This window comes from Streptomyces sp. NPDC001415 (assembly GCF_053597395.1).
Window position 1 is genome coordinate 353,875 of record NZ_JBSFIE010000001.1, and the last position, 22,905, is coordinate 376,779.

A 22,905-nucleotide genomic window follows, 5' to 3' on the forward strand; every position below is an offset into this window, starting at 1 on the left:
GACCAGCGCGGCAAGGACAAACCCGGGGACGGGAACGACCAGCGCGGCAAGGACAAGCCCTTGGACAACGGCGACCCGCGGGGTCATGTGAAGACCGGGGTCGGCGGCAGCATCAGCCCCGACACCACCGAGATCGCGGTGGGCGCGGCGGTACTGGCCGCGGCCGCCGTGGGCGGCACCTGGCTGCTGCGTCGCCGGGCGAGCGGCGCGCAGGGCCGGGGCTGACCGCCCTTGTCGGACCGGACCGCGCGGCGCAACGCGAGCTGGCTGATGGTGGTCACCGCGTTCGTAGGTCTGTGGCTGATCGAGCGGGGCCTGGAGTCCGTGGAGCCGCCGCAGCCGACGGCGGCGGAGAGGTTCGCGGCGGGCCCGGCGTCGCAGCGCGGCGGAATCGCGGGCTCCGCCCCCTCCGGGTCCGCCGGGCGGGCCGTGACCGAACTCCCGCCCGTCGAGAGCCTGCCGCCCTCCGAACCCGTACGGATCAAGATCCCCTCGATCCGTGTCGACGCGCCCGTGATGGGGCTCGGGCTCGGCCCCGACCGCAGCCTGGACGTGCCGCCGCCGGGGAACACGAACATGGCCGGCTGGTACAGGGGCGGCACCGCGCCCGGCGCCCGGGGCACGGCTGTGATGGCGGGCCACGTCGACGACTCCCGCGGCCCCGCCGTCTTCTACGCGCTCGGCGCCCTGAAGAAGGGCAGCCAGGTCGAAGTGACTCGCGAGGACGGCCGGACGGCGGTGTTCGAGGTCGACGCGGTCGAGGTCTACGAGAACGACTCGTTCCCGGACGCCAAGGTGTACGGGGCCGCCGCCCGGCCGGAGCTGCGACTGATCACGTGCGGCGGGGGCTTCTCGGAGAAGACCGGCTACCGAGGCAACGTGGTCGCCTTCGCCCACCTGACGGGGGTGGCCCAGAGGACACCGGGCAGAGCGCCGTGAAGGGGGCGCGGACTGTGCCGCGGTGCGCCTCCGCCGCCGAAGCGCGAGCCCCCACGCACGACCCGAGGCCAAGGGGGTCCAGGGGCGCGGGGAGCTACGCGAGCAACCACGCACAGCCCGAGGCCGAAGACGGGTTCAGGGGCGCGGGGAACTGCGCGAGCAACCACGCACAGCCCGAGGCCGAAAACGGGTTCAGGGGCGCGGGGAACTGCGCGAGCAACCACCTGCGCCCGCAGCAGAACGACGACCGCCCCCTCCCCGAAGCGGAGCGCCTACGCGTTCCACTGGTCGAAGGCCAGCTTCGCGACCAGCGAGAAGACGACCACGAGCAGCACTCCGCGCACGAACTCGCTGCCCTTTCGCAGTGCCATGCGCGCGCCGAGCAGGCCGCCCGCGAGGTTGAACACGGCCATGATCGCGGCCAGTTGCCACATGACGTTGCCCTGGTAGGCGAACATGGCGAGCGCGCCGATGTTGGTGCAGACGTTCACGATCTTGGCGGTGGCGCTCGCGGTCACCAGGTCGAGGTGGAGCACGGCGGTGAGGGCGAGGACCAGGAACGTGCCGGTGCCGGGGCCGAAGAGGCCGTCGTAGAGGCCGATGCCGCCGCCGACGAGCACGATCGCGGTGACGGTACGGGCCCGGGTGACCGGCTGCCCGCCGGCCCCGGTGCCGAACGCGGGCTTGAACATGACGAACGCGGCGACGCCGAGCAGCACGACCAGGATGACCGGGCGCAGCACCGCGCTGCTGATGCCGGCCGCGAAGAACGCGCCGGTCATGGAGCCCGCGAGCGCCGCGAGGCCGATCCGTACCGCCGTCTTCACGTTCACCGGCGCCTTGCGCACATACGTCACGGCGGCGCCGGAGGTGCCCACGATGGCGACGGCCTTGTTGGTGCCGAGGATGTGCGCGGCCGGGACGTGCGGCAGGCCGAGGAGCAGGGCGGGCAGCATGAGCAGTCCGCCGCCGCCGACCACCGCGTCGATCCAGCCGGCCGCACCCGCGGCGAGGCACAGCACGATGATCATGGTCAGCGATATGTCGGGCATGATCGCGACTTTAAGGAGCGGTGGGCCGGTGCGTCTATTACTTTCCGGATGCCTGAGCGAGATCTGAGCGGGCTGGGTACGCGGCGAGCTGCGGGTCGGTGGCCTCGATCGATCGTCACGCCCGGCAGCCTAGGTCGGTGCGGCGAGCGAAAAGGCCTGGTCAGAGGCTGATCCGAGATCCTTAAGGAGCCCTTGAGGATGGGCTGACCGCCGATTGAGCCGACCTACTTCCGACCCACCTCCGGCCCACCTCCAGCCCGCTTCCCGCCCGCTTCCGAACCGGGTGCCGGTCGCCTTCAGCCTCCTTGCCGGTCCAGGTAGCGTAGTACGGCGAGCACCCGCCGGTGGCCCGACTCGGAGGGCGGCAGGTCCAGCTTGGCGAAGATGTTCGCGATGTGTTTCTCCACCGCCCGCTCCGACACCCCGAACGACCCGGCGATGGCATGGTTGGTGCGGCCCTCCGCCATCAGCCCGAGCACCTCCCGCTCGCGCGGGGTGAGCGCGTCGAGCGCTGCGGCCCGTCGGCTCGCGCCGAACAGTTGGGCCACCACCTCCGGATCGAGCGCGGTGCCGCCCGCCGCCACCCGCTCCAGGGCGTTCACGAACTCGCCGATGTCCACGACCCGTTCCTTGAGCAGATAGCCGACCCCGGCCCCGCCGTCCCCGACGAGCTGCGCCGCGTACTTGGTCTCCACGTACTGCGAGAAGATCAGCACCCCGGTACCGGGCGCCGTGCGGCGGATCTGCACGGCCGCCCGCAGCCCTTCGTCGGTCTGCGTCGGCGGCAGCCGAATGTCCACCACCGCGGCGTCCGGCCCGTGCTCGGCGACCGCGGCGAGCAGCGCCTGCGCGTCCCCCACGGCGGCCGCGACCTCCACCCCACGCATCTCCAGGAGCTGGACGAGCCCGTCGCGCAGAATCGAGGAGTCCTCGGCGATGACGACCCGCATGAATGACCCGCCCTGTTCTCGGTGTTCAGACAGTGCTGTTCAGGTGCTCGTGCTCACGCGCTCGTGCTCACGTACTCGTGTTCAAACGCTCGTGTTCAGATGCCGCTGCTCATCTGAAGGGCATCAGCACGCTCACCACCGTAGGGCCTCCGGGTGGGCTGTCGCAGGTCAGGGAGCCGTCGACGGTACGGACCCGGGCTCGCAGACCGGCCAGTCCGCTGCCCGCGCCGACCACCGCTCCCCCGCGCCCGTTGTCCTCGACGGTGAGCAGCAGGATCTTCGCCGCGCCGTGCACCGTGACCGTCACCTCCGAAGCTCCGCTGTGCTTGGCCGCGTTGGCAAGGAGCTCCGCCGTGCAGAAGTAGGCGATGGACTCGACCGCCGGGCTCGGTCTGCCCTCGATGCCGCAGCTCACCCGGACGGGCAGGGCGCTGTCGGCGGCAAGGGTGGCCAGCGCGGTGTCGAGCCCCTGGTCGAGCACGGGCGGGTGGATGCCCTTGACCAGGTGGCGCAGATCGGCGACGGCCTGCTTGGCGTTGCCCTGCGCGGTCTCGACGACGCGCAGGATGCGATCCTGCTCGGCGCCGCCCGCCACCAGTTCGCGGATCATCGTGAGGTGCATGCCCAGGCCCACCAGGCGGGCCTGGGTGCCGTCGTGGAGGTCGCGCTCGATGCGGCGCAGGGTGGCCGCCGCGTCGTCGACGGCCTGGGCGCGGGTCTCCTCCAGGGTGCGGATGCGCTGGTCCGCCCGGTCCGGCCCGAGCAGCACGGTGAGCAGCAGCCGGTGCGGGGTGAGGGCGTGGCGGACCAGCCACGGTGCCGCGTACAGGAGCAGGAGGCCGACGGCGAAGGGCAGCAGCCACCGCGGCCAGCTGTCGAGCTCCACTCCGCCCACCTCCATTCCCACCTGCCGTACGGAACCGTCGGGCTCCCGGATCGTGAAGTAGTTCCAGCGCTTGAGCACCGGGTGCAGGGTCAGCAGCACCCCGTACACAAAGCCGATGCATACGGAGCCGAGGGCCGGCAGGGCCGTCAGCGGGGCCGCCAGCGCGCAGCCCACCGCCCGCCAGCCGGGCCGCCCGCCCAGCACCGAGCGCCGCCAGTCGAACACGCCGCTCGTCTCCGCCCGCGCCGGCGGGTCTATCTCAAGCCCCAACAGGCCGCGGGCCAGGGCTCGTTGGAGGTCCCCGAGGGCCAGGGCCCCGCGGACGGCCGCGGCGATGAGCCAGAGCCCCAGCGCCGTCCACGACAGCACCGCCCCGATCAGCAGGACCGCGACGACCAGGGCAAGCCCGGTCAGGGCGATCGGCAGAGCGATGAGCGAGTAGAGCGAGGAGCGGCCGATCGAGCCGAGCCGGTCTCGCCGGTAGGGGAACTCCAAGGAGCCCGGAAGGCGCAGGCGGTGCATGAGGAATCACCCTAGAGCCGCTGGTCAGGAGCGTGTGTGGATGCCGAGTGCCGCTGTGTGAGGTCCATGCGTCAAGGCTCCCGCCCCCGGCCCCTCGATTCGATCGTGCCAGCACGGAACTTCATGGTTCGGTTTACCCCACCCCCAGGGCCGTGGCCCCGAACCCCTGAGGTTCGGCCTCCCCCACCCCCGCCCCGCCCCCTCACACCCCACCCCCCGCCCCGCTGAGCGCAAGGTTCCCCCGTGGAAATAGGCGGGATGCGGGCGGGTAACAGCCGCCGCGCACGCTGGGCACATGAGTACGGACATCGTGGTGATCGGCGGCGGCACAGCGGGTGCCCGCCTGGCCCGGCATGTCCCGGTGACCGTCATCGGCGAGGAGACCCACGCACCGTACAACCGGGTGCTCCTCGCGGAGGTGCTCGCCGGGCGGTACGGGCCCGAGGTGATCTCGCTGCCTCCGGTCCCGGTGCGGCGCGGCGTGCGGGCGGTGCGGATCGACCGCGCGGACCGCGTGGTGCACTGCGACGACGGCAGCGCCGTCCCGTACGGGCGCCTCGTGCTCGCGACCGGCTCGAACCCGGTGCTGCCGCCGCTCAGGGGCCTGCGCGAGGGCCGGCTCCCCGATGGCGTCCACCCCTTCCGCACCCTCGACGACGCGCTCGCGCTGCGCGAGAAGGCCCGCGAGGGGACGCGTGCGGTGGTCATCGGCGGGGGGCTGCTCGGCGTGATGGCCGCGCGGGCGCTCGCCGAGTGCGGCGCCCAGGTCGTCCTCGCCCAGCAGGGTGAGCGTCTGATGGAGCGTCAATTGGATGCGGCCGCCTCGGCGTTGGTCCGCGCCCATCTCGAACTTCTCGGTGTGGAGGTGCACACCGAGTGCCGGGTGCGCGGTCTCACCGGTCCGGCCGGCACCGATGTCGAGCTCGCGGACGGATTCGTGCTCGGCGCGGAACTCGTCGTCCTCGCCACCGGGGTCCGCCCCCGCACCAGCCTCGCGCTGACCGCCGGGCTCGACGTCCGCCAGGGTGTCGTCGTCGACGACGAGCTGCGCACCTCGGACCCGTACATCCATGCCGTCGGCGACTGTGCCGAGCATCGCGGCACGGTGTACGGGCTCGCGGGACCGGCGCTCGAACAGGCTGACGCGCTCGGCGCGTTGCTCGCGACCGGGAGCGGTTCCTACGCGGGTACGCGCGGTCTGACCCGGCTCACGCTGGGCGGCCCGCGCCCCTTGGACCTCGCCGCGTTCGGCGAGCCCACGCCTCGCCCCGGCGACGACGTGGCCCATCTCGCGGACGCGACCCGGGGCGCCTACCGCAAGGTCGTCGTGCGCGGCGACCGGCTGGTCGGGGGCGTGCTCCTCGGCGATCTCGGGGCGGTCGGGGCGCTCGCCCGGACCTGGGAGGGCGACGAGCCCGTACCGGACGCGCCCCTGCTCCACCTGCTCACCCACGACGGAGGTTCCTGACGTGTCCACCGAACACCTTTCCACGATCGTGGTCGTCGGCCACGGCATGGTCGGCCAGCGCTTCCTGGAGGCGCTCGCCGAGCGCGGCGCGACCGGGCGGACCCGGGTGGTCGTGCTGTGCGAGGAGCCCCGCCCGGCCTACGACCGCGTCCACCTCACCTCGTACTTCGAGGGGAGGACCCCCGACGAACTCACCCTCGTGCCCGACGACTTCATGCGGCGGCACGACATAGAGCTGTACGTGGACGATCCCGCCGAGTCGGTCGACCGGGCCGCGCGCACGGTCACCGCCCGCTCGGGGCGGACCTTCGCGTACGACACGCTCGTCCTGGCCACCGGCTCGTACCCGTTCGTGCCGCCGGTGCCCGGTAAGGACACTCCCGGCTGTTTCGTCTACCGGACGATCGAGGACCTGCTCGCCATCGAGGAGTACGCGAAGACCGCGACGACCGGCGCGGTGGTGGGCGGCGGGCTGCTGGGTCTGGAGGCGGCCGGCGCGCTGCGCGGGCTCGGCCTTGACACGCACATCGTGGAGTTCGCGCCCCGGCTGATGCCGGTGCAGGTCGACGAGGGCGGCGGCGCCGCGCTGCTTCGCACCATCGAGAACATGGGCCTCACCGTGCACACGGGTGTCGGCACGCAGGAGATCACGGCCGGGGAAGAGGGCCGCGTCAGTGGAATGACACTTTCTGACAGCTCACATCTGTCGACCGACCTGGTGGTCTTCTCCGCCGGTGTCCGCCCCCGCGACCAGCTGGCCCGCGACTGCGGCCTCACGGTCGGCGAGCGCGGCGGCATCGTCGTCGACGAACAGTGCCGCACCAGTGACCCCTCGGTGTTCGCGATCGGTGAGTGCGCGCTGGCCTCGGACGGCCGGGTGTACGGACTCGTCGCGCCCGGGTACGACATGGCGGAGACGGCCGCCGACGCGATCGCCGCCGACACCGGACGCGCCTTCACCGGGGCCGACTTGTCGACGAAGCTGAAGCTGCTCGGTGTCGACGTGGCGTCGTTCGGCGACGCGCACGGCACGGCCGAGGGCTGTCTGGACGTCGTCTACTCGGACTCGCGTTCCGGCGTCTACAAGAAGCTCGTCGTGTCGTCCGAGGGCGTGCTGCTCGGCGGCGTCCTGGTCGGCGACGCGGACGCGTACGGCATGCTGCGCCCGCTCACCGGGCACGTGCCGCCGGTCGCCCCCGAGCAGCTGGTCCTGCCGGCCGGGCTCGGCGCACCGGCCGCGCTCGGCCCGGAGTCGCTGCCCGACGACGCGGTCATCTGCTCCTGCCACAACGTCACCAAGGGCGCGATCACCGCCTGCTCCTCGCTGCCCGAGGTCAAGAAGTGCACCAAGGCCGGTACGGGCTGCGGCAGTTGCGTCAAGACCATCGGCATGCTGCTCCCGAAGTCCGGCGACGGCGGTCTGTGCGGCTGCTTCGCACAGACCCGCCAGGAGCTGTACGAGATCGCGCTCGCGCTGCGCCTGAACTCCTTCACCGAGCTTCTCGACGGGCACGGGCGCGAGCAGGCGCGGGGCGGAGAGGGCTGCGAGATCTGCAAGCCGGCCATCGCCTCCATCCTGGCGAGCCTCGGAAACGGGCACATCCTGGACGGCGAGCAGGCCTCGCTTCAGGACACCAACGATCATTTCCTCGCCAACCTGCAACGCAACGGCTCCTATTCGATCGTGCCGCGCATCCCGGGCGGCGAGATCACCCCGGACAAGCTCATCGTGATCGGCGAGGTGGCACGGGACTTCGGTCTCTACACGAAGATCACCGGCGGTCAGCGCATCGACCTCTTCGGCGCGCGCGTCGACCAACTCCCCTCCATCTGGACCCGGTTGGTGGACGCCGGGTTCGAGTCCGGGCACGCGTACGGGAAGTCGCTGCGCACGGTCAAGTCGTGCGTGGGGCAGACCTGGTGCCGTTACGGGGTGCAGGACTCGGTGCGGATGGCGATCGACCTGGAGCTGCGCTACCGGGGCCTGCGCTCGCCGCACAAGCTGAAGTCGGCGGTGTCCGGCTGCGCCCGCGAGTGCGCCGAGGCCCAGTCGAAGGACTTCGGCGTGATCGCCACGGCCAACGGCTGGAACCTGTACGTCGGCGGCAACGGCGGCGCCAGCCCCCGGCACGCCGATCTGCTGGCCCAGGACCTGACAGATGACGAACTTGTCCGTCTGATCGACAGATTCCTGATGTTCTACATCCGCACCGCCGACCGCCTGGAGCGCACGTCGGTCTGGCTGGAGCGGATCGAGGGCGGCCTTGACCACATCAAGGACGTGGTGGTGAACGACTCGCTCGGCATCTGCGCCGAGCTGGAGGCCCTGATGGCCGAGCACGTGGCGGGCTACCGCGACGAGTGGGCCGAGACCCTCGACGACCCCGAGCGGCTCGCCCGCTTCGTGTCCTTCGTGAACGCGCCCGGCGCGCCCGACCCGTCGGTCCGGTTCGTCCCCGAGCGCGACCAGATCAAGCCCGAACTTCCCCTCCTCACCCTGGGAGCGACGCGATGACGATGGTCCAACTCAAGCTGGACGACGGCTGGTTCGAGATCTGCGAGGCCGCCCGCCTCACCCCCGGGCGCGGTGTCGCGGCCCTGCTCCCCGACGGCCGCCAGGCCGCCGTCTTCACCGACCGCCGCGGCCGTACGTACGCGATCGACAACCGCGACCCCTTCACCGGCGCCTACGTCCTCTCCCGCGGACTGCTCGGCTCGACCCCGGAGGGCCGCCCCTATGTCGCGTCCCCGCTCCTGAAACACCGCTTCGACCTGGAGACAGGAACCTGCCTCGACGACGAGGCGCAGGCCGTCCAGACTTACTTGACCGACCGTTCCAATTAGTTCTACTGTGGCCGGGTGGCCAGGACCAAGGAATTCGACCCCGACGCCGCGCTCCAGTCAGCCCTTGAGCTGTTCTGGCGGCGCGGCTACGAGGCGACGTCGATGGCGGATCTCGTCGAGCACCTCGGCATCGGCCGCGCCAGCATCTACGCGACGTTCGGCAACAAACACGAGCTGTATCTGAAGGCGCTGGACCGGTACGCCGAGCACCGCGACCCCGCGCTGCTCGCCGAACTGTCGGGGCCCGGCCCCGCGCTGCCCGCCGTACGCGGCGTGGTGCGCCGCTTCGCCGCCGAGTCGACAACCGGCACATCCCGCCTGACCGGCTGTTTCATCACCAACACCGCCGCCGAACTGGCGCCGCACGACAGCGCCGCCGCCCGCCGGGTCGAACTCAGCTGGGAGCACGTCGAGACCCTGCTGCACTCCGCGCTCGTACGGGCCCAGGCGCAGGGCGAACTGGCGGCGGACCGCGACCCGCGCGGGCTCGCCCGCATGCTGCTCGTCTTCCTCCAGGGGGTACGGGTCGTCGGCAAGGCGTCGGGCGACCCCGGGCGGGTACGAGACGCGGCCGAACAGATTCTGACAGTGCTCGACTGAAATCCGTGGGCTGACGGTTGTCGGCTGACGGCTGACGGCTGACGGCTGAAATCTGTCAGCCGACAAGCGTCATCGCGCCGACATTTCCCCCCTTCTCCTTTCCCCTCCCCGGCCTCCAGCACTCTCACCCATACCCTCATAACAGAACGATTGGTCAAGAATATGTCTGCTCGTTTCGCGCACAAGACCGTTCTCGTCACCGGCGCCGGTTCCGGGCTCGGCCGGGCCGTCGCGCTCGCCTTCGCCGCCGAGGGGGCCCGGGTCGCCGTCGCCGGGCGTACGGCCGCGACCCTCGACGAGACGGTCGCCCTGATCGCGGAGGCGGGCGGCACGGCGGCCGCGTTCACCGCCGATGTCTCCGACTCCCCTGCCGTGCACGGCCTGGTGGCCGATGTGGTCGAACGGTTCGGCTCCCTCGACGTCGCGGTCAACAACGCCGGGGTCTTCCGCGGCGGCGCTCCCGTCGCCGAGCTGTCGGAGAGTGACTGGCAGACGCTGATATCTGTCAATGTCACCGGCGTCCTCTACGCGCTCCAGGCGGAGATCGCGTACATGCGCACCCAGGAGTCGGGCGGCGCGATCGTCAACGTCGCCTCCAACCTGGGCGCCCACAGCCGCCGCCCCGGCCTTGCCGCCTACGCCGCGTCCAAGGCCGCCGTCAGTGCGCTGACCAGGGGCGCCGCCCTGGACCACATCCAGGACGGGATACGGATCAACGCGGTGAGCCCCGGCCCCCTCGACACCGCCATGTCGCTGCGCCCCGGCGAGACCGAGGCCGAACGGGCGACCCGCATGAAGGAGGTGCAGCCGCTCGGCCGGGTCTCGACCACGGCCGAGGCCGCGGCGGCCGTGCTGTACCTGGCCTCCGACGGCGCCGCCTCGGTCGTCGGCGCGGACCTCGTCATCGACGGCGGCGCCTCCGCCTGATCCGTACGCCCCCGCGTCCCCGCCCCGCTCGCCCGACATACCCACCGGTACGGTGGGCGTATGACTCAGGGCTGGAGTGCTCAGGACATCCCCGATCAGAGCGGTCGCACGGCCGTCGTGACCGGGGCGAACAGCGGCATCGGTCTGGTCACGGCGCGGGAGCTGGCCCGTCGTGGCGCGCGGGTGGTGCTCGCCTGCCGCAGCGAGACGCGCGGCCGGGAGGCCGAGGACCACATCAGAAGCGAAGTCCCGGGCGCGGAGGGCGAGTTCAGGCAGCTCGACCTGGCCGACCTCGCCTCAGTGCGGGAGTTCGCCGCGAAGTTCCCGTACGAGCGGCTCGATCTGCTCGTCAACAACGCGGGCGTGATGGCGCTCCCCCAGGGGAGGACCGCCGACGGGTTCGAGACGCAGTTCGGCGTCAACCACCTCGGGCACTTCGCGCTCACCGGACTGCTGCTGCCCCGGCTGCGGGCGGCCGGGGCGGCGCGGGTGGTGAGCGTGTCCAGCGGGATGCACGCCCTGGCCAATATCGACATCGGTGATCTCAACAGCGAGCGCCACTACCGGCGTTGGATCGTCTACGGGCGGTCCAAGTCAGCCAACCTGCTCTTCATCCACGAGCTCGCCCGACGGCTGCGGGCGGCGGGCTCGGACATCGTCGCGGCGGCCGCGCACCCCGGGTACGCCGCGACCAACCTCCAGACGCGGGCCGTACGGATGGAGGGCCGCAGGGCCGCCGAGCGGATCGTCGAGCTGGGCAACCGCATCGTGGCCCAGCCCGCCGAGGCCGGCGCGCTGCCCACGCTGTACGCGGCGACCGCGCCCGGGGTGCGGCCCGACTCGTTCACGGGCCCGTCCCTGATGATGTGGCGCGGCGCGCCCGCCAAGTCCTGGCGGGCCAGGTGGACCTTGAACGACGTCGCCGGTGAACGTCTCTGGGCGGCCTCGGAGCAGCTCACCGGCGTGACGTACGAAGCGCTGTGACGACCCTCGGCGGGGCCCGGCTCAGGCGTTGATCGCGGCCGGGTCCATGTACATGACCTCCCAGTGGTGCCCGTCCGGGTCCAGGAAGGAGCGGCCGTACATGGGCCCCTGCTCCATGGTCTCCTGGGCGGGCGAGCCGCCGGAGGCCAGCGCGGTGTCGACGAGCCGGTCGACCTCCTCGCGGCTGTCCGCGCTCAGGCAGACGATGGACTCGACGGTCGTCGCGGTGTCGGCGATCTGCCGCTTCGTGAAGCCCTTGAAGAACGGCTCGGTGAGCAGCATGGCGTAGATCGTGTCGCTGATGACCAGGCAACCGGCGTTCTCGTCGGTGAACTGGGGGTTGAAGGAGTAGCCCAGTTTGCCGAAGAAGTCCTTCGAGCGGTCGAGGTCCTTCACCGGCAGATTGACGAAGATCATGGTGGGCATGTCGTGCTCCCTCGTGGGTGGTGGCGTTGCTTACGAGGGGTAGACGGCGCCTCCCGCGAAAACTAATCGCCGCGCCGCGTTTATTTTCCGGCCGCCGGCAGAGCCGCGCGGAACCGCCGCCCGAAGGCGCCAGCCCCTGACAGCCGCAGGCCCGCCCCGTCAAGACCGCGTACGGATGCGGGCGCGTCCCGACAAGGGGGCGCCAAGGGTGTGTGGGAGGCGCCTGCCCGGGTCGCACGCTGGGCGCATGCTCACCACGTCGAAGGCCGTCGTCAGCGACGCGGCCCCCGAAGAACCTCCCGGAGCGGTCGACCGGCACCGGCTCACCGCCACGCAGGGTCTCGCCGCTCTCTCCCTCGACGCGATGGCCTCCGTGGCGTACGGCCCGGAGGCGGTCGTCCTGGTCCTTGCCGGGGCCGGTGCGTACGGGCTCGGCTTCACGCTTCCCGTGACGCTGGCCATCGCCGGGCTGCTCGCGGTGCTCGTCGCCTCCTACCGGCAGGTCATCGCGGCCTTCCCCAGCGGCGGCGGCTCCTACGCGGTGGCCCGCCGCCATCTGGGCGCCCGCACCGGCCTGGTGGCCGCCGCCTCGCTGATCCTCGACTACGTCCTGAACGTGGCCGTGTCCGTCACGGCGGGCGTGGCCGCGCTGACCTCGGCCTTCCCGGGTCTCTACGGTGACCGGCTCGTCATCTGCCTCGGCGTGCTCGTCCTGGTCACCGCCGTCAACCTGCGCGGCATCGTCGACTCGGCGAAGGCCTTCATCGTTCCGACCGCGGTGTTCATCGCCTCCATCCTCGCGATCGTCGTCGTCGGCCTCTTCCGCTCCGCGCCCGCCTCGACGTACACCGCCGACGGCCACGCCTCCGTCCTCGCCGGGAACGCCACCGGCGTCGGCGCGCTGCTGCTGCTCAAGGCGTTCGCGTCCGGCTGTTCCGCGCTGACCGGCGTCGAGGCCGTCGCGAATGCCGTGCCGTCGTTCCGCGCCCCGGCCGCCCGGCGCGCCCAGCGCACGGAGGTGGCGCTCGGCGCGCTGCTCGGGGTCATGCTGGTGGGTCTCTCGGTCCTCATCGGCCGCTTCCATCTCCAGCCGGTCGAGGGCGTCACCGTCCTCGCCCAGCTCGCGGACGCGTCCCTCGGCCACAACTGGGCTTTCTACGTCGTACAGTTCGCGACCGTCGTTCTTCTGGCGCTCGCCGCGAACACCTCCTTCGGAGGGCTGCCCGTGCTGATGTCGCTGCTGGCCCGCGACAACTATCTGCCGCACGTCTTCGGCCTCAAGGCCGACCGTCAGGTGCACCGGCACGGCGTGCTCGCCCTTGCCGCCGTGTCCGCCGCGCTCCTGGTCTTCTCGGGCGGCGACACCAACACCCTGGTCCCGCTGTTCGCGATCGGCGTGTTCGTCGGCTTCACCATCTGCCAGACCGGCATGGTGATCCACTGGCGTGGGGAGCGCTCCCCCGGCTGGCTGTGGAAGGCCCTTCTCAACGGCTTCGGCGCCGTCCTCACCGGCGTCTCCGCGGTCGTGGTCACCGCCATCAAGTTCGCCGAGGGTGCCTGGCTGATCGTCATCGCGCTGCCGCTCCTGGTGCTCGCCTTCGAGGCGGTGCACCGGGCGTACGGGCGGATCGCGGACCGTCTGGGCCTGGGCCGGGTGCCCGAACCGCCGCGCCGTGACCGGTCGTTGGTGATCGTGCCGGTCTCCCACCTGTCGCGGCTGACCCGCGAGGCCCTGAACGCCGCCGTGTCCCTGGGCGACGAGGTACGGGCCGTGACGGTGAGCCATCCCGACGAGGAGGACCGGCGCGACACGGAGGCGCTGCGCCGGGACTGGGAGCTGTGGAATCCGGGCGTGGAGCTGGTCGAGCTGACCTCCCAGCACCGGAGCCTGGGCCGTCCGGTCGCCGCCTATGTGAGCCGTGTCCACGCCTACCACCCGCACACGCGGGTCACCGTGCTGATACCGGAGGTGGAGCCCGCGCACATCTGGCAGCGGGTGCTGCAGAACCAGCGCGGCGCCGTCCTCGCCCACGCCGTCCGCAAGGACACCGACGCGGTGATCTGCCGGCTCCGCTTCCGGCTCGGCCCGACCGCGTGCCGCGCCGAGGCCTGACGGCCGGCCGCGTCGATACCTGACGACCGCCCGCGCCAAGGCCCGACCGCCCCGCCCCCGGCGCGCCCGGCCGGCCGCATCCGGCCGGGCTGACACATCGCCGCAATAACGCTGTCGTAATCCCCCTGCATGGTTGATCGTTGAGGCGTACAGCGGGATGACGAACAGGGGGCGTACGCCATGACGATCAGCCGCCGGACACTGCTCGGCACCGGGGCCGCACTCGGTCTGCTCAGCGCATGCGGGTCCAACACCGGCCGTGACAAAGGGAGTTCACCGGACGGGAAGGGCACGCTCGACCACTGGTACCACCAGTACGGTGAGGCCGGGACCGAGGCCGCCGTCCGCCGTTATGCGGCCGCGTACGGCAAGGTGAAGGTCACCGTCCAGTGGCGGCCCGGCGCCTACGACCAGCAGACCGCAGCCGCGCTGCTCACCGATTCGGGTCCGGACGTCTTCGAGGTCAACGGGCCGACCCTGGGCCAGATCCAGGGTGGCCAGGTCGCCGATCTCACCGCCCTGCTCGACGGGGTGAAGGACGATTTCAACCCGGCCGTGCTCGCGCCCAAGACGTACGACGGGAAGATCTGGGGCATCCCGCAGGTCGTCGACACGCAGTTCCTCTACTACCGCAAGAGCCTTCTCAAGGATGCGGGTGTTCAGCCGCCGGAGACTCTTGATCAACTCGTCGACGCGGCGAAGGCGTTGACGCGGAACAAGGTCAAGGGGCTCTTCCTCGGCAATGACGGCGGAGCGGGCGTCCTCGGCGGTACGCCGCTGTACGCGGCCGGGCTGAGCCTGGTCACCGCCGACGGCAGAGCGGGCTTCGACGACCCGGCCGCCTCCCGCACGCTCGGCAAGCTGCACCAGTTGTACGCCGACAAGTCGCTGCTGCTGGGGGCGCCCACCGACTGGTCGGACCCCTCCGCGTTCCTCCAGGGCCTGACCGCGATGCAGTGGTCGGGGCTGTGGGCGCTGCCCGCCGTGCAGAAGGCGCTCGGGGACGACTTCGGGGTGCTGCCCTTCCCCGAGGACGGCCCGAACGGGAAGCCCTCGGTGCCGGTCGGGGCGTACGCCGCCGCGGTGTCCACCCGCTCGAAGCACCAGGCCGAGGCGAAGGCGTATGTGAAGTGGCTGTGGGTGGAACGCACCGATTTCCAGGAGGACTTCGCGCTCTCCTACGGCTTCCACATCCCGGCCCGGCTCTCCCTCGCGAAGAAGGCGGCCAAGCTGCGGCAGGGCCCGGCGGCCGACGCGGTGAGGTACGCGACGGACCACGGCTACGCCCAGCCCCTGCTGTGGACGCCGACGCTGCAGAGCGCCTACCAGGACGCGCTGAGCCGGATCATCAAGGACGGGGCCAGTCCTGACAGCGAGTTGAAATCTGTCATCCGAAAGGCCAACGACGAACTTCAGAGGGTGAAGAAGCACTGAGAGGCGGAGAAGCGCTGACAGAGGACGGATGACAGTCATGCGTAGACGTATTTCAGACAACACCTTGTGGTTCTGGATCTTCGTCGGCCCCTTCGCCGCCGGGCTCGCCCTCTTCACCTACGTCCCGCTCCTGTGGAGCGTCTACCTCAGCTTCTTCGACGCCCACAACACGGTCTCGCCCACCGACTTCGTGGGGTTCGACAACTACACGGCGATGCTGAGGGACGGCGCGTTCACGTCCAGCCTGGGGACGTTCGCGGTGTTCTCGCTGTTCATCGTCCCCGCGACGTACGCGCTCGCGCTCGGCCTCGCGCTGATGGTGAACCGGATCCGCCGCTTCCAGGCGTTCTTCCGCTCGGTGTTCTTCCTGCCCGCGGCCTGCTCCTACGTGGTCGCCGCGCTGATCTGGAAGATGTCTATCTTCAACGGGGTGCGGTTCGGGCTCGCGAACACCGTGCTCGGCTGGTTCGGCGCCGATCAGACGGCCTGGCTCTCGACGACGCATCCGCCCTGGTACTGGCTGGTGATCGTGACCGTACGGCTGTGGCTTCAGGCCGGGTTCTACATGATCCTGTTCCTGGCGGGGCTCCAGCGGATCAGCCCGCGCCTGTACGAGGCGGCCGCGGTCGACGGCGCCCGGCCCGGCTGGCAGGTGTTCCGGCACATCACCTTTCCCCAGTTGCGCACCACGTCGATCGCGGTGGTGCTGCTTCTGGTGATCAACGCGTTCCAGGCGTTCGACGAGTTCTACAACCTGCTCTCCGACGCCCGCGGCTATCCGCCCTACGCCCGCCCGCCACTGGTCTATCTCTACTACACCGCCCTCGGCCAGGGGCAGAACCTGGGGATGGGCAGCGCGGGCGCGGTGATCCTCGCGCTGATCATCGCGGTGGTGACGGTGTTCCAGGCCCGCTGGTTCGGCCTGGGCAGGAAGGAGGCCGACTGATGACCGCGCCCCGCCGGCCCGGCGCACGAAGGCACAACGGCCCCGACGAGGCTCTCGTTCGGGTCGGGCGCGCCCTGCGCTGGGTGATCCTGGCCGCGCTCGCCGTGCTGTTCCTGGTTCCCTTCTACCTCCTGGTCCGCAACGGGCTGGCGGCGGAGCAGGACATCACCTCGCCGGAGTGGACGTTCTTCCCGTCCACCCTGCACTGGTCGAACGTGCGCGAGCTCTTCGACGACCCGGCGGTCCCGATGGCCCGCTCGCTGCTCAACTCGGCGCTGATCGCGGTCGCCACGACGGTGGGCACCCTGCTGTTCGCCTCTCTCGCGGGGTATGGCCTCGCGCGGATCCCGTACCGCTTCGCCAACCAGGTCTTCTACGCGGTGATCGGCACGCTGATGGTTCCGGCGGCGGTCACGTTCGTACCAAGTTTCGTTCTTGTTTCGTCCCTCGGCTGGGTGTCGAGCTTGCGCGGCCTGATCATCCCCACCCTGTTCTCCGGGTTCGCGTGCTTCGTCTTTCGCCAGTTCTTCACCGGATTTCCACGGGAGTTGGAGGATGCGGCCCGCGTCGACGGACTTGGATATTGGCGTACGTACTGGAGGATCGTCGTGCCCAATGCGCGCCCGGTCTTCGCGGCCGTCGGCACCATTGTGTTCATCGGTGCCTGGAATTCCTTTCTGTGGCCGCTGGTCATCGGCCAGGACCGGGATGCCTGGACGGTGCAGGTGGCGCTCTCCACGTTCACCACCGCCCAGGTGGTCCATCTGCACGAGCTGTTCGTGGCGGCGGCCGTCTCCATCGTCCCGCTGGTCCTGGTCTTCCTGCTGCTCCAGCGCTACATCGTGGCGGGCGTGGAGCGCTCGGGGATCGACGACTGACGCGGCCGCGGCACGCGCGGGGTCCCGCCGCACAGCAGCGCGGAGCCGAGCGGGGTCAGCGTATGCAATACGGAGTTGCCGTGCCGCAGCGTGACCAGGAGTCCGGCGTCGCGCAGGACCCCGGCGTGCTGGCTGGCGGAGGCGAGCGAAACGCCTGCCCTGCGGGCGAGTTCGCTGGTGGTGCAGCCGTTGCCGATGGAGTGGAGCACGCTGGAGCGGGTGTGGCCGACGAGCCGGCCGAGCGAGGTGCCGCGGTCGGGGCCCGGCGGGGACTCGTACGGCGCCTGGGTGTGCGTGACCGGGTAGACCAGCACGGGCGGCAGCTTGGGGTCCTGGAGGGCGACCGGGGTGCGGCGGCAGAAGAAGGAGGGCTGCAGGAGCAGCCCCCGCCCGTCCAGGTGGAGTTCGCGGTCGACCGGGTAGTCGGCCTCCAGGACGGGTGCGCGCCAGCGCAGCATCGGCGGCAGCGAGGCGAGGAGTTCGTCGGCTCCGCCGTCGAGCAGGGCCCGGCCGCGGGCCGCCCGGTCGGCGTCGACGCGGGTCTGTATGTGCGCCCAGTACGGGGAGACGGCCGCCTGGTGGTAGGCGGCCAACGCGTCGGCGAGGCGGCCGAGTTGGGTGGTGCAGCCGTCCGCGAGCGTGGCCGCCCAGCCGGCGGTCGGGCGGCCGGCGGGGAGCCGGGAGAGTTCGGCGTGCAGCCGTTCGGGTCCGGTCTCGCGAATTCGTTCGAGACCGCTCTCCAGGGAATGCGGGCCCCGGGGCGGCGTGAGAAAGTCGGGGAAATATCCCCGACACGGAACGATTGCGGAGAGCAATCGCGTTTCTCCGCTCAACCGGCCGCGAGTTTCCTGTCGCCATTCACCGAATACGGAGGCACCCCGCCGGTCCCTTAAGCGGTGAAAGCTGAGAATCGTTTCCCACAGCGTGTCGGGACCCGGCGCCATACGGAGCCGAGCCAGATCCTCGCCGGTGAAATGAATGCGCAGCACCGAAACCCCACCTGTCCACTGTGTTGCAACCTGTTGCGTTGTGTTGCATCCGCAATTGATCCCCCGACCGACTCGACTGAGTATGCCTCCCGTCACTGCCCGTGACCACGGGCCTTTCAGCCACAGTTGAAAGGCCTCGCGCCAGGGGTGCCGGGGACGAAAAGCTGTACCTCGTCGGGCACGACACCGGGCCAACCGGAAAGATTCTGCGAAGACCGTGGGGGGCTTCACAGGTTCTGGCGGCGGTGGGCGTAGGTGGCGGCTCCGTGCTCGGCGCGGTTGACAGAGTGCGGTTCACGGGTGGGGATCCGTGAACCGCACTCTGCATTTCCGGCCACCACGCCGTTAAATGTCCGCCATTCAACAGGAATTAAGCGCTCGCACACCTCGGCGCTGTAGGGGCGTGCACCGTACGGCAAACGCTTACCGCGTCCCGGTGGGGGCGGGAAGGCAAAAGGGGCAGCACCCCCGCACAGGGTTGCTGCCCCTTCTTGTGTTCCGGAGCCGCCGCCGGATCGGTGTTGAGGGTCGGGGACCCGGCGGCGGCTCCGGGGTCTCAGCGGGAGTCGCTGCCCTTCGACTCGGCTGCCGCGCGGCCGGCTTCGAGGCGGGCCACGGGGATGCGGAACGGCGAGCAGGACACGTAGTCCAGGCCCACCTCGTGGAAGAAGTGCACCGACTCGGGGTCGCCGCCGTGCTCGCCGCAGACGCCGAGCTTCAGGTCGGGGCGGGTGGCCCGGCCGGCCTCGACGGCGGAGCGCACGAGGGAGCCGACGCCGTCCTTGTCGATGGTCTCGAAGGGCGAGACCCCGAAGATGCCCTTCTCCAGGTACGCGGTGAAGAAGCTGGCCTCGACGTCGTCGCGGGAGAAGCCCCAGACCGTCTGGGTGAGGTCGTTGGTGCCGAAGCTGAAGAACTGGGCGGCTTCGGCGATCTGACCGGCCGTCAGGGCGGCGCGGGGCAGTTCGATCATGGTGCCGATGGTCAGCTTGAGTGCGGTGCCGGTGGCGGCCTCGACCTCGGCGATGACGGCGTCGGCCTCCTCGCGGACGATCTCCAGCTCCTGGACGGTGCCGACGAGCGGGATCATGATCTCGGCGCGGGGGTCGCCCTTGGCGTTCTTGCGCTCGGCGGCCGCCTCGGCGATCGCCCGTACCTGCATGGCGAACAGGCCGGGGATGACGAGGCCAAGGCGTACGCCGCGCAGGCCCAGCATGGGGTTCTGCTCGTGCAGCTTGTGCACGGCCTGGAGCAGGCGCAGGTCGTTCTCGTTGGCGTCCTTGCGGGACTCGGCGAGCGCGACGCGGACCGACAGCTCGGTGATGTCGGGCAGGAATTCGTGCAGCGGCGGGTCGAGGAGGCGGACGGTGACGGGGAGGCCGTCCATCGCCTCGAACAGCTCGACGAAGTCCTTCTTCTGGAGCGGCAGCAGGGCACTGAGTGCCCCTTCGCGCTCGTCGTCGGTGTCGGCGAGGATGAGCCGCTCGACCATCTCGCGCCGCTCGCCGAGGAACATGTGCTCGGTGCGGCACAGGCCGATGCCCTGGGCGCCGAACCGCCGGGCCCGCAGGGCGTCCTCGGCGTTGTCGGCGTTGGCCCGTACGCGCAGCCGGCGCACCCGGTCCGCGTAGGCCATGATCCGGTGGACGGCCTGGACCAGTTCGTCGGCGTCGTCGGCGCCCGCGTGCATGCGGCCCTCGAAGTACTCGACGACGGGCGAGGGCACGACGGGGACCTCGCCGAGGTAGACCTTGCCGGTGGAGCCGTCGATGGAGACGAGGTCTCCCTCTTCGATGACGGTGCCCGCCTGGGTGGTCATGCGGCGGCGCTTGGTGTCGACCTCCAGCTCCTCGGCGCCGCAGACACAGGTCTTGCCCATGCCGCGGGCGACGACGGCGGCGTGCGAGGTCTTGCCGCCGCGCGAGGTCAGGATGCCCTCGGAGGCGATCATGCCGTCCAGGTCGTCGGGGTTGGTCTCGCGGCGGATCAGGATGACCTTCTCGCCGGAGCGGGACCACTTGACGGCGGTGTACGAGTCGAAGACCGCCTTGCCGACCGCCGCGCCGGGCGAGGCGGCGATGCCCCGGCCGATGAGGTCGCTCTTGGCCGCCTCGTCGAAGCGGGGGAACATCAGCTGGGCGAGCTGGGCGCCGTTGACGCGCTGGAGGGCCTCGGCCTCGTCGATGAGGCCCTGGTCCACCAGCTGGGTGGCGATCCGGAAGGCGGCACCGGCGGTGCGCTTGCCGACCCGGGTCTGGAGCATCCAGAGCTGGCCGCGCTCGATGGTGAACTCGATGTCGCAGAGATCCTTGTAGTGGGTCTCAAGCGTTTCCATGATCTGCATGAGCTGGTCGTACGACTTCTTGTCGATGGACTCCAGCTCGGCGAGCGGCACGGTGTTGCGGATGCCCGCGACGACGTCCTCGCCCTGGGCGTTCTGCAGGTAGTCGCCGTACACGCCCTGGTGGCCCGAGGCGGGGTCGCGGGTGAAGGCGACGCCGGTGCCCGAGTCGGGGCCGAGGTTGCCGAAGACCATGGAGCAGATGTTGACCGCGGTGCCGAGGTCGCCCGGGATGCGCTCCTGGCGGCGGTAGAGCTTGGCGCGGTCGGTGTTCCAGGATTCGAAGACCGAGCGGATCGCGAGGTCCATCTGCTCGCGCGGGTCCTGCGGGAAGTCGCGCCCGGCTTCGGACTTGACGATCTTCTTGAACTGCTTGACCAGCTTCTTCAGGTCGCCCGCGTCGAGGTCGGTGTCGACGGTGACCTTCTTGGCGGCCTTGGTGTCCTCCAGGGCCTCCTCGAAGAGCTCGCCGTCCACGCCGAGCACGGTCTTGCCGAACATCTGGATCAGGCGGCGGTAGGAGTCCCACGCGAAGCGCTCGTCGCCGGACTGCTTGGCGAGGCCGGCCACCGACTCGTCGGAGAGCCCGATGTTGAGGACGGTGTCCATCATGCCGGGCATGGAGAACTTGGCGCCGGAGCGGACGGAGACGAGCAGCGGGTCGTCGGCCTGGCCGAGCTTCTTGCCCATCGTCTGCTGGAGGGCGTCGAGGTGTGCGCTGACCTCGTCGCGCAGCTCGGCGGGCTCGTCACCGCTGTCGAGGTAGACCTTGCACGCCTCGGTGGTGATGGTGAACCCGGGAGGGACCGGGAGACCGAGATTGGTCATCTCGGCGAGGTTCGCGCCCTTGCCTCCGAGGAGGTCCTTGAGGTCCCTGTTCCCCTCGGTGAAGTCGTAGACGAACTTCTGGGTGTGCTGGAGGTCTTTGTCTTCCGACACGGGTCTCGACTCCTCGAATCCGCGGTGGCTGCCCTGACGGCGAGGAACATACCCAGATCGAAGGTGTCTGGGTACGTCCACTTGCGCGTCACGGGGGCGTAACCACTCGTCCGCCACCAGATCGAAAGTGACTGGCGCGTAACGAACGAGGGAGCCTTCCCTTCATCAGTTGAAGGGAGTAGGTCAAGAACGGGCCAATATGCGCTCACTTGAGCGGACTCCACGCCAAGTGAGTTCAGTACTTGAACACTGAAGGGGTGGCACTGAGTGCCACCCCTTTCAGAGATGCAGCCACATGTAAAGCGCTCATCTGAGCGCAACCCCTATCAGGGGTGGCGAGAATCACGCGCTCGATCGAGCGGAATTCCACTCTTCGGACGGCTCTTTGGACGCCGCCTTGGCCGGTCCGGCTGACCCGAACCGGCCCGGATCAGCCGCCGGAGGTGTCCAGCTCGGCTTCCATGCTGATGCCGGAGCAGTCGTACGGGTCCTTCAGCCAGCCGTCCGGCAGGACGACCCGGTTGTTTCCGGACGTTCTGCCGCGGGGGCCGTCGGCGCCGTCCGGCCACGGCTGGTCCAGGTCCAGCTCGCTCAACTGAGCAGCCAGCTCGTCCAGGGACGAGGTGACGGCCAGGCTCTTGCGCAGCTGCGAACCGACCGCGAAGCCCTTGAGGTACCAGGCGACGTGCTTGCGGAAGTCGATCACGCCGCGCGTCTCGTCGCCGATCCACTCGCCGAGCAGCGTCGCGTGCCGCAGCATCACCTCGGAGACCGTGCGCAGCGTGGGCCGCGCGAAGGAATCCGTGCCCTCGAACGCGGCGACCAGGTCACCGAAGAGCCAGGGCCGCCCGAGGCAGCCGCGGCCGACCACGACGCCGTCGCAGCCGGTCTCCTTGACCATGCGCAGGGCGTCCTCGGCGGACCAGATGTCGCCGTTGCCGAGCACCGGGATCTCGGGGACGTGCTCCTTGAGGCGGGCGATGGCGTCCCAGTCGGCGGTGCCGCCGTAGTGCTGGGCGGCGGTGCGGCCGTGCAGCGCTATCGCGGTGACGCCCTCCTCGGCGGCGATCCGGCCGGCGTCGAGGAAGGTGATGTGGTCGTCGTCGATGCCCTTGCGCATCTTCATGGTGACCGGCAGGTCCCCTGCGCCCGTGACGGCCTCGTGCAGGATCGCGCGCAGCAGCGGCCGCTTGTAGGGCAGCGCCGAGCCGCCGCCCTTGCGGGTCACCTTGGGGACCGGGCAGCCGAAGTTGAGGTCGATGTGGTCGGCGAGGTCCTCGTCCACGATCATGCGGACGGCCTTGCCGACGGTGACCGGGTCCACTCCGTACAACTGGATCGAGCGCGGGGTCTCGGTCTCGTCGAAGTGGATGAGCTGCATGGTCTTCTCGTTGCGCTCGACCAGCGCTCGCGTCGTGATCATCTCGCTGACGAACAGCCCCTTGCCGCCGCTGAACTCGCGGCACAGGGTGCGGAACGGAGCGTTGGTGATGCCGGCCATGGGTGCGAGCACCACGGGCGGCTGCACGGTGTGCGGGCCGATGGAGAGCGGGGTCATCTGTTCATTGTCGCGCATGCCGGCGGCGGCTCTTCGAGGCTGTGGACGACGGGGGCGCGCAGGCCGGTAGCGCCGGTACCGGGGCCGCTGGTACCGGCATCGGCGGTAC

General features: G+C 70.5%; 18 protein-coding genes and 1 pseudogene. 12 read left to right on the forward strand and 7 right to left on the reverse strand.

All coding sequences use genetic code 11. From position 1 onward, the window contains the following. Positions 1–225: pseudogene (locus ACWC2B_RS01565) on the forward strand (hypothetical protein); the annotation flags it as partial. Between the two features lie 45 nt (positions 226–270). Further along, a complete protein-coding gene (locus tag ACWC2B_RS01570; RefSeq protein WP_450714541.1) occupies positions 271–939 on the forward strand; it encodes a class F sortase in 669 nt (222 codons plus the stop codon). Between the two features lie 272 nt (positions 940–1,211). On the opposite strand, the gene ACWC2B_RS01575 is transcribed toward ACWC2B_RS01570, so the two are convergent. From ACWC2B_RS01575 to ACWC2B_RS01585, 3 genes are all read right to left on the reverse strand, one after another. Beyond that, on the reverse strand, positions 1,212–1,991 hold the full coding sequence (locus ACWC2B_RS01575; RefSeq protein ID WP_450714400.1) for a sulfite exporter TauE/SafE family protein: 780 nt from the start codon (positions 1,989–1,991) through the stop codon (positions 1,212–1,214). A gap of 296 nt (positions 1,992–2,287) precedes the next feature. Further along, positions 2,288–2,941 (reverse strand): response regulator, encoded by a 654-nt coding sequence (locus ACWC2B_RS01580; protein WP_450714401.1) that lies wholly within the window; start codon positions 2,939–2,941, stop codon positions 2,288–2,290. Between the two features lie 109 nt (positions 2,942–3,050). Further along, on the reverse strand, positions 3,051–4,349 hold the full coding sequence (locus ACWC2B_RS01585) for a sensor histidine kinase (protein ID WP_450714402.1): 1,299 nt from the start codon (positions 4,347–4,349) through the stop codon (positions 3,051–3,053). Between the two features lie 295 nt (positions 4,350–4,644). On the opposite strand from ACWC2B_RS01585, the gene ACWC2B_RS01590 reads away from it, so the two are divergent. From ACWC2B_RS01590 to ACWC2B_RS01615, 6 genes are all read left to right on the forward strand, one after another. Then, positions 4,645–5,817, forward strand: coding sequence for an NAD(P)/FAD-dependent oxidoreductase (locus tag ACWC2B_RS01590; protein ID WP_450714403.1), 1,173 nt, complete (start codon positions 4,645–4,647; stop codon positions 5,815–5,817). 46 nt (positions 5,818–5,863) lie between these two features. Beyond that, entirely contained in the window at positions 5,864–8,332 is a 2,469-nt protein-coding gene (gene nirB, locus ACWC2B_RS01595) for a nitrite reductase large subunit NirB (protein ID WP_450714542.1), read from the forward strand. Then, positions 8,329–8,661 (forward strand): nitrite reductase small subunit NirD, encoded by a 333-nt coding sequence (gene nirD / locus ACWC2B_RS01600; protein ID WP_450714404.1) that lies wholly within the window; start codon positions 8,329–8,331, stop codon positions 8,659–8,661. The genes nirB and nirD overlap by 4 nt, the downstream gene beginning before the upstream one ends. Positions 8,662–8,676: 15 nt before the next feature. Then, positions 8,677–9,261, forward strand: coding sequence for a TetR/AcrR family transcriptional regulator (locus tag ACWC2B_RS01605; protein ID WP_450714405.1), 585 nt, complete (start codon positions 8,677–8,679; stop codon positions 9,259–9,261). 162 nt (positions 9,262–9,423) lie between these two features. After that, complete coding sequence (locus ACWC2B_RS01610; RefSeq protein WP_450714406.1) at positions 9,424–10,188, forward strand: SDR family NAD(P)-dependent oxidoreductase; 765 nt, start codon at positions 9,424–9,426, stop codon at positions 10,186–10,188. A gap of 60 nt (positions 10,189–10,248) precedes the next feature. Beyond that, positions 10,249–11,172, forward strand: coding sequence for an oxidoreductase (locus tag ACWC2B_RS01615; RefSeq protein WP_450714407.1), 924 nt, complete (start codon positions 10,249–10,251; stop codon positions 11,170–11,172). A 21-nt stretch (positions 11,173–11,193) separates the two neighbouring features. Here ACWC2B_RS01615 and ACWC2B_RS01620 read toward each other — a convergent pair whose 3' ends face one another. Beyond that, positions 11,194–11,598 (reverse strand): VOC family protein, encoded by a 405-nt coding sequence (locus tag ACWC2B_RS01620; RefSeq protein ID WP_053727554.1) that lies wholly within the window; start codon positions 11,596–11,598, stop codon positions 11,194–11,196. A 247-nt stretch (positions 11,599–11,845) separates the two neighbouring features. Between ACWC2B_RS01620 and ACWC2B_RS01625 the strand changes: the two genes are divergently transcribed. From ACWC2B_RS01625 to ACWC2B_RS01640, 4 genes are all read left to right on the forward strand, one after another. Further along, positions 11,846–13,711, forward strand: a complete 1,866-nt coding sequence (locus ACWC2B_RS01625; RefSeq protein ID WP_450714408.1) for an APC family permease — start codon at positions 11,846–11,848, stop codon at positions 13,709–13,711. A gap of 180 nt (positions 13,712–13,891) precedes the next feature. Further along, on the forward strand, positions 13,892–15,145 hold the full coding sequence (locus ACWC2B_RS01630) for an ABC transporter substrate-binding protein (protein ID WP_450714409.1): 1,254 nt from the start codon (positions 13,892–13,894) through the stop codon (positions 15,143–15,145). Positions 15,146–15,182: 37 nt separating this feature from the next. After that, positions 15,183–16,091 carry a carbohydrate ABC transporter permease gene (locus ACWC2B_RS01635; RefSeq protein ID WP_450714410.1) on the forward strand — a complete coding sequence of 303 codons (909 nt, stop codon included), beginning with the start codon at positions 15,183–15,185 and terminating at the stop codon, positions 16,089–16,091. After that, positions 16,091–16,969, forward strand: coding sequence for a carbohydrate ABC transporter permease (locus ACWC2B_RS01640; protein WP_450714411.1), 879 nt, complete (start codon positions 16,091–16,093; stop codon positions 16,967–16,969). The genes ACWC2B_RS01635 and ACWC2B_RS01640 overlap by 1 nt, the downstream gene beginning before the upstream one ends. On the opposite strand, the gene ACWC2B_RS01645 is transcribed toward ACWC2B_RS01640, so the two are convergent. From ACWC2B_RS01645 to dusB, 3 genes are all read right to left on the reverse strand, one after another. Then, entirely contained in the window at positions 16,927–17,958 is a 1,032-nt protein-coding gene (locus ACWC2B_RS01645) for an ArsR/SmtB family transcription factor (protein ID WP_450714412.1), read from the reverse strand. The two genes, ACWC2B_RS01640 and ACWC2B_RS01645, sit on opposite strands and share 43 nt — an antisense overlap. Positions 17,959–18,514: 556 nt before the next feature. After that, positions 18,515–21,238: a pyruvate, phosphate dikinase gene (gene ppdK, locus ACWC2B_RS01650; RefSeq protein ID WP_450714413.1), complete on the reverse strand. Its 2,724-nt coding sequence runs from the start codon at positions 21,236–21,238 to the stop codon at positions 18,515–18,517. A gap of 430 nt (positions 21,239–21,668) precedes the next feature. Then, on the reverse strand, positions 21,669–22,814 hold the full coding sequence (gene dusB / locus ACWC2B_RS01655; RefSeq protein ID WP_450714414.1) for a tRNA dihydrouridine synthase DusB: 1,146 nt from the start codon (positions 22,812–22,814) through the stop codon (positions 21,669–21,671). Between the last annotated feature and the right edge of the window lie 91 nt (positions 22,815–22,905).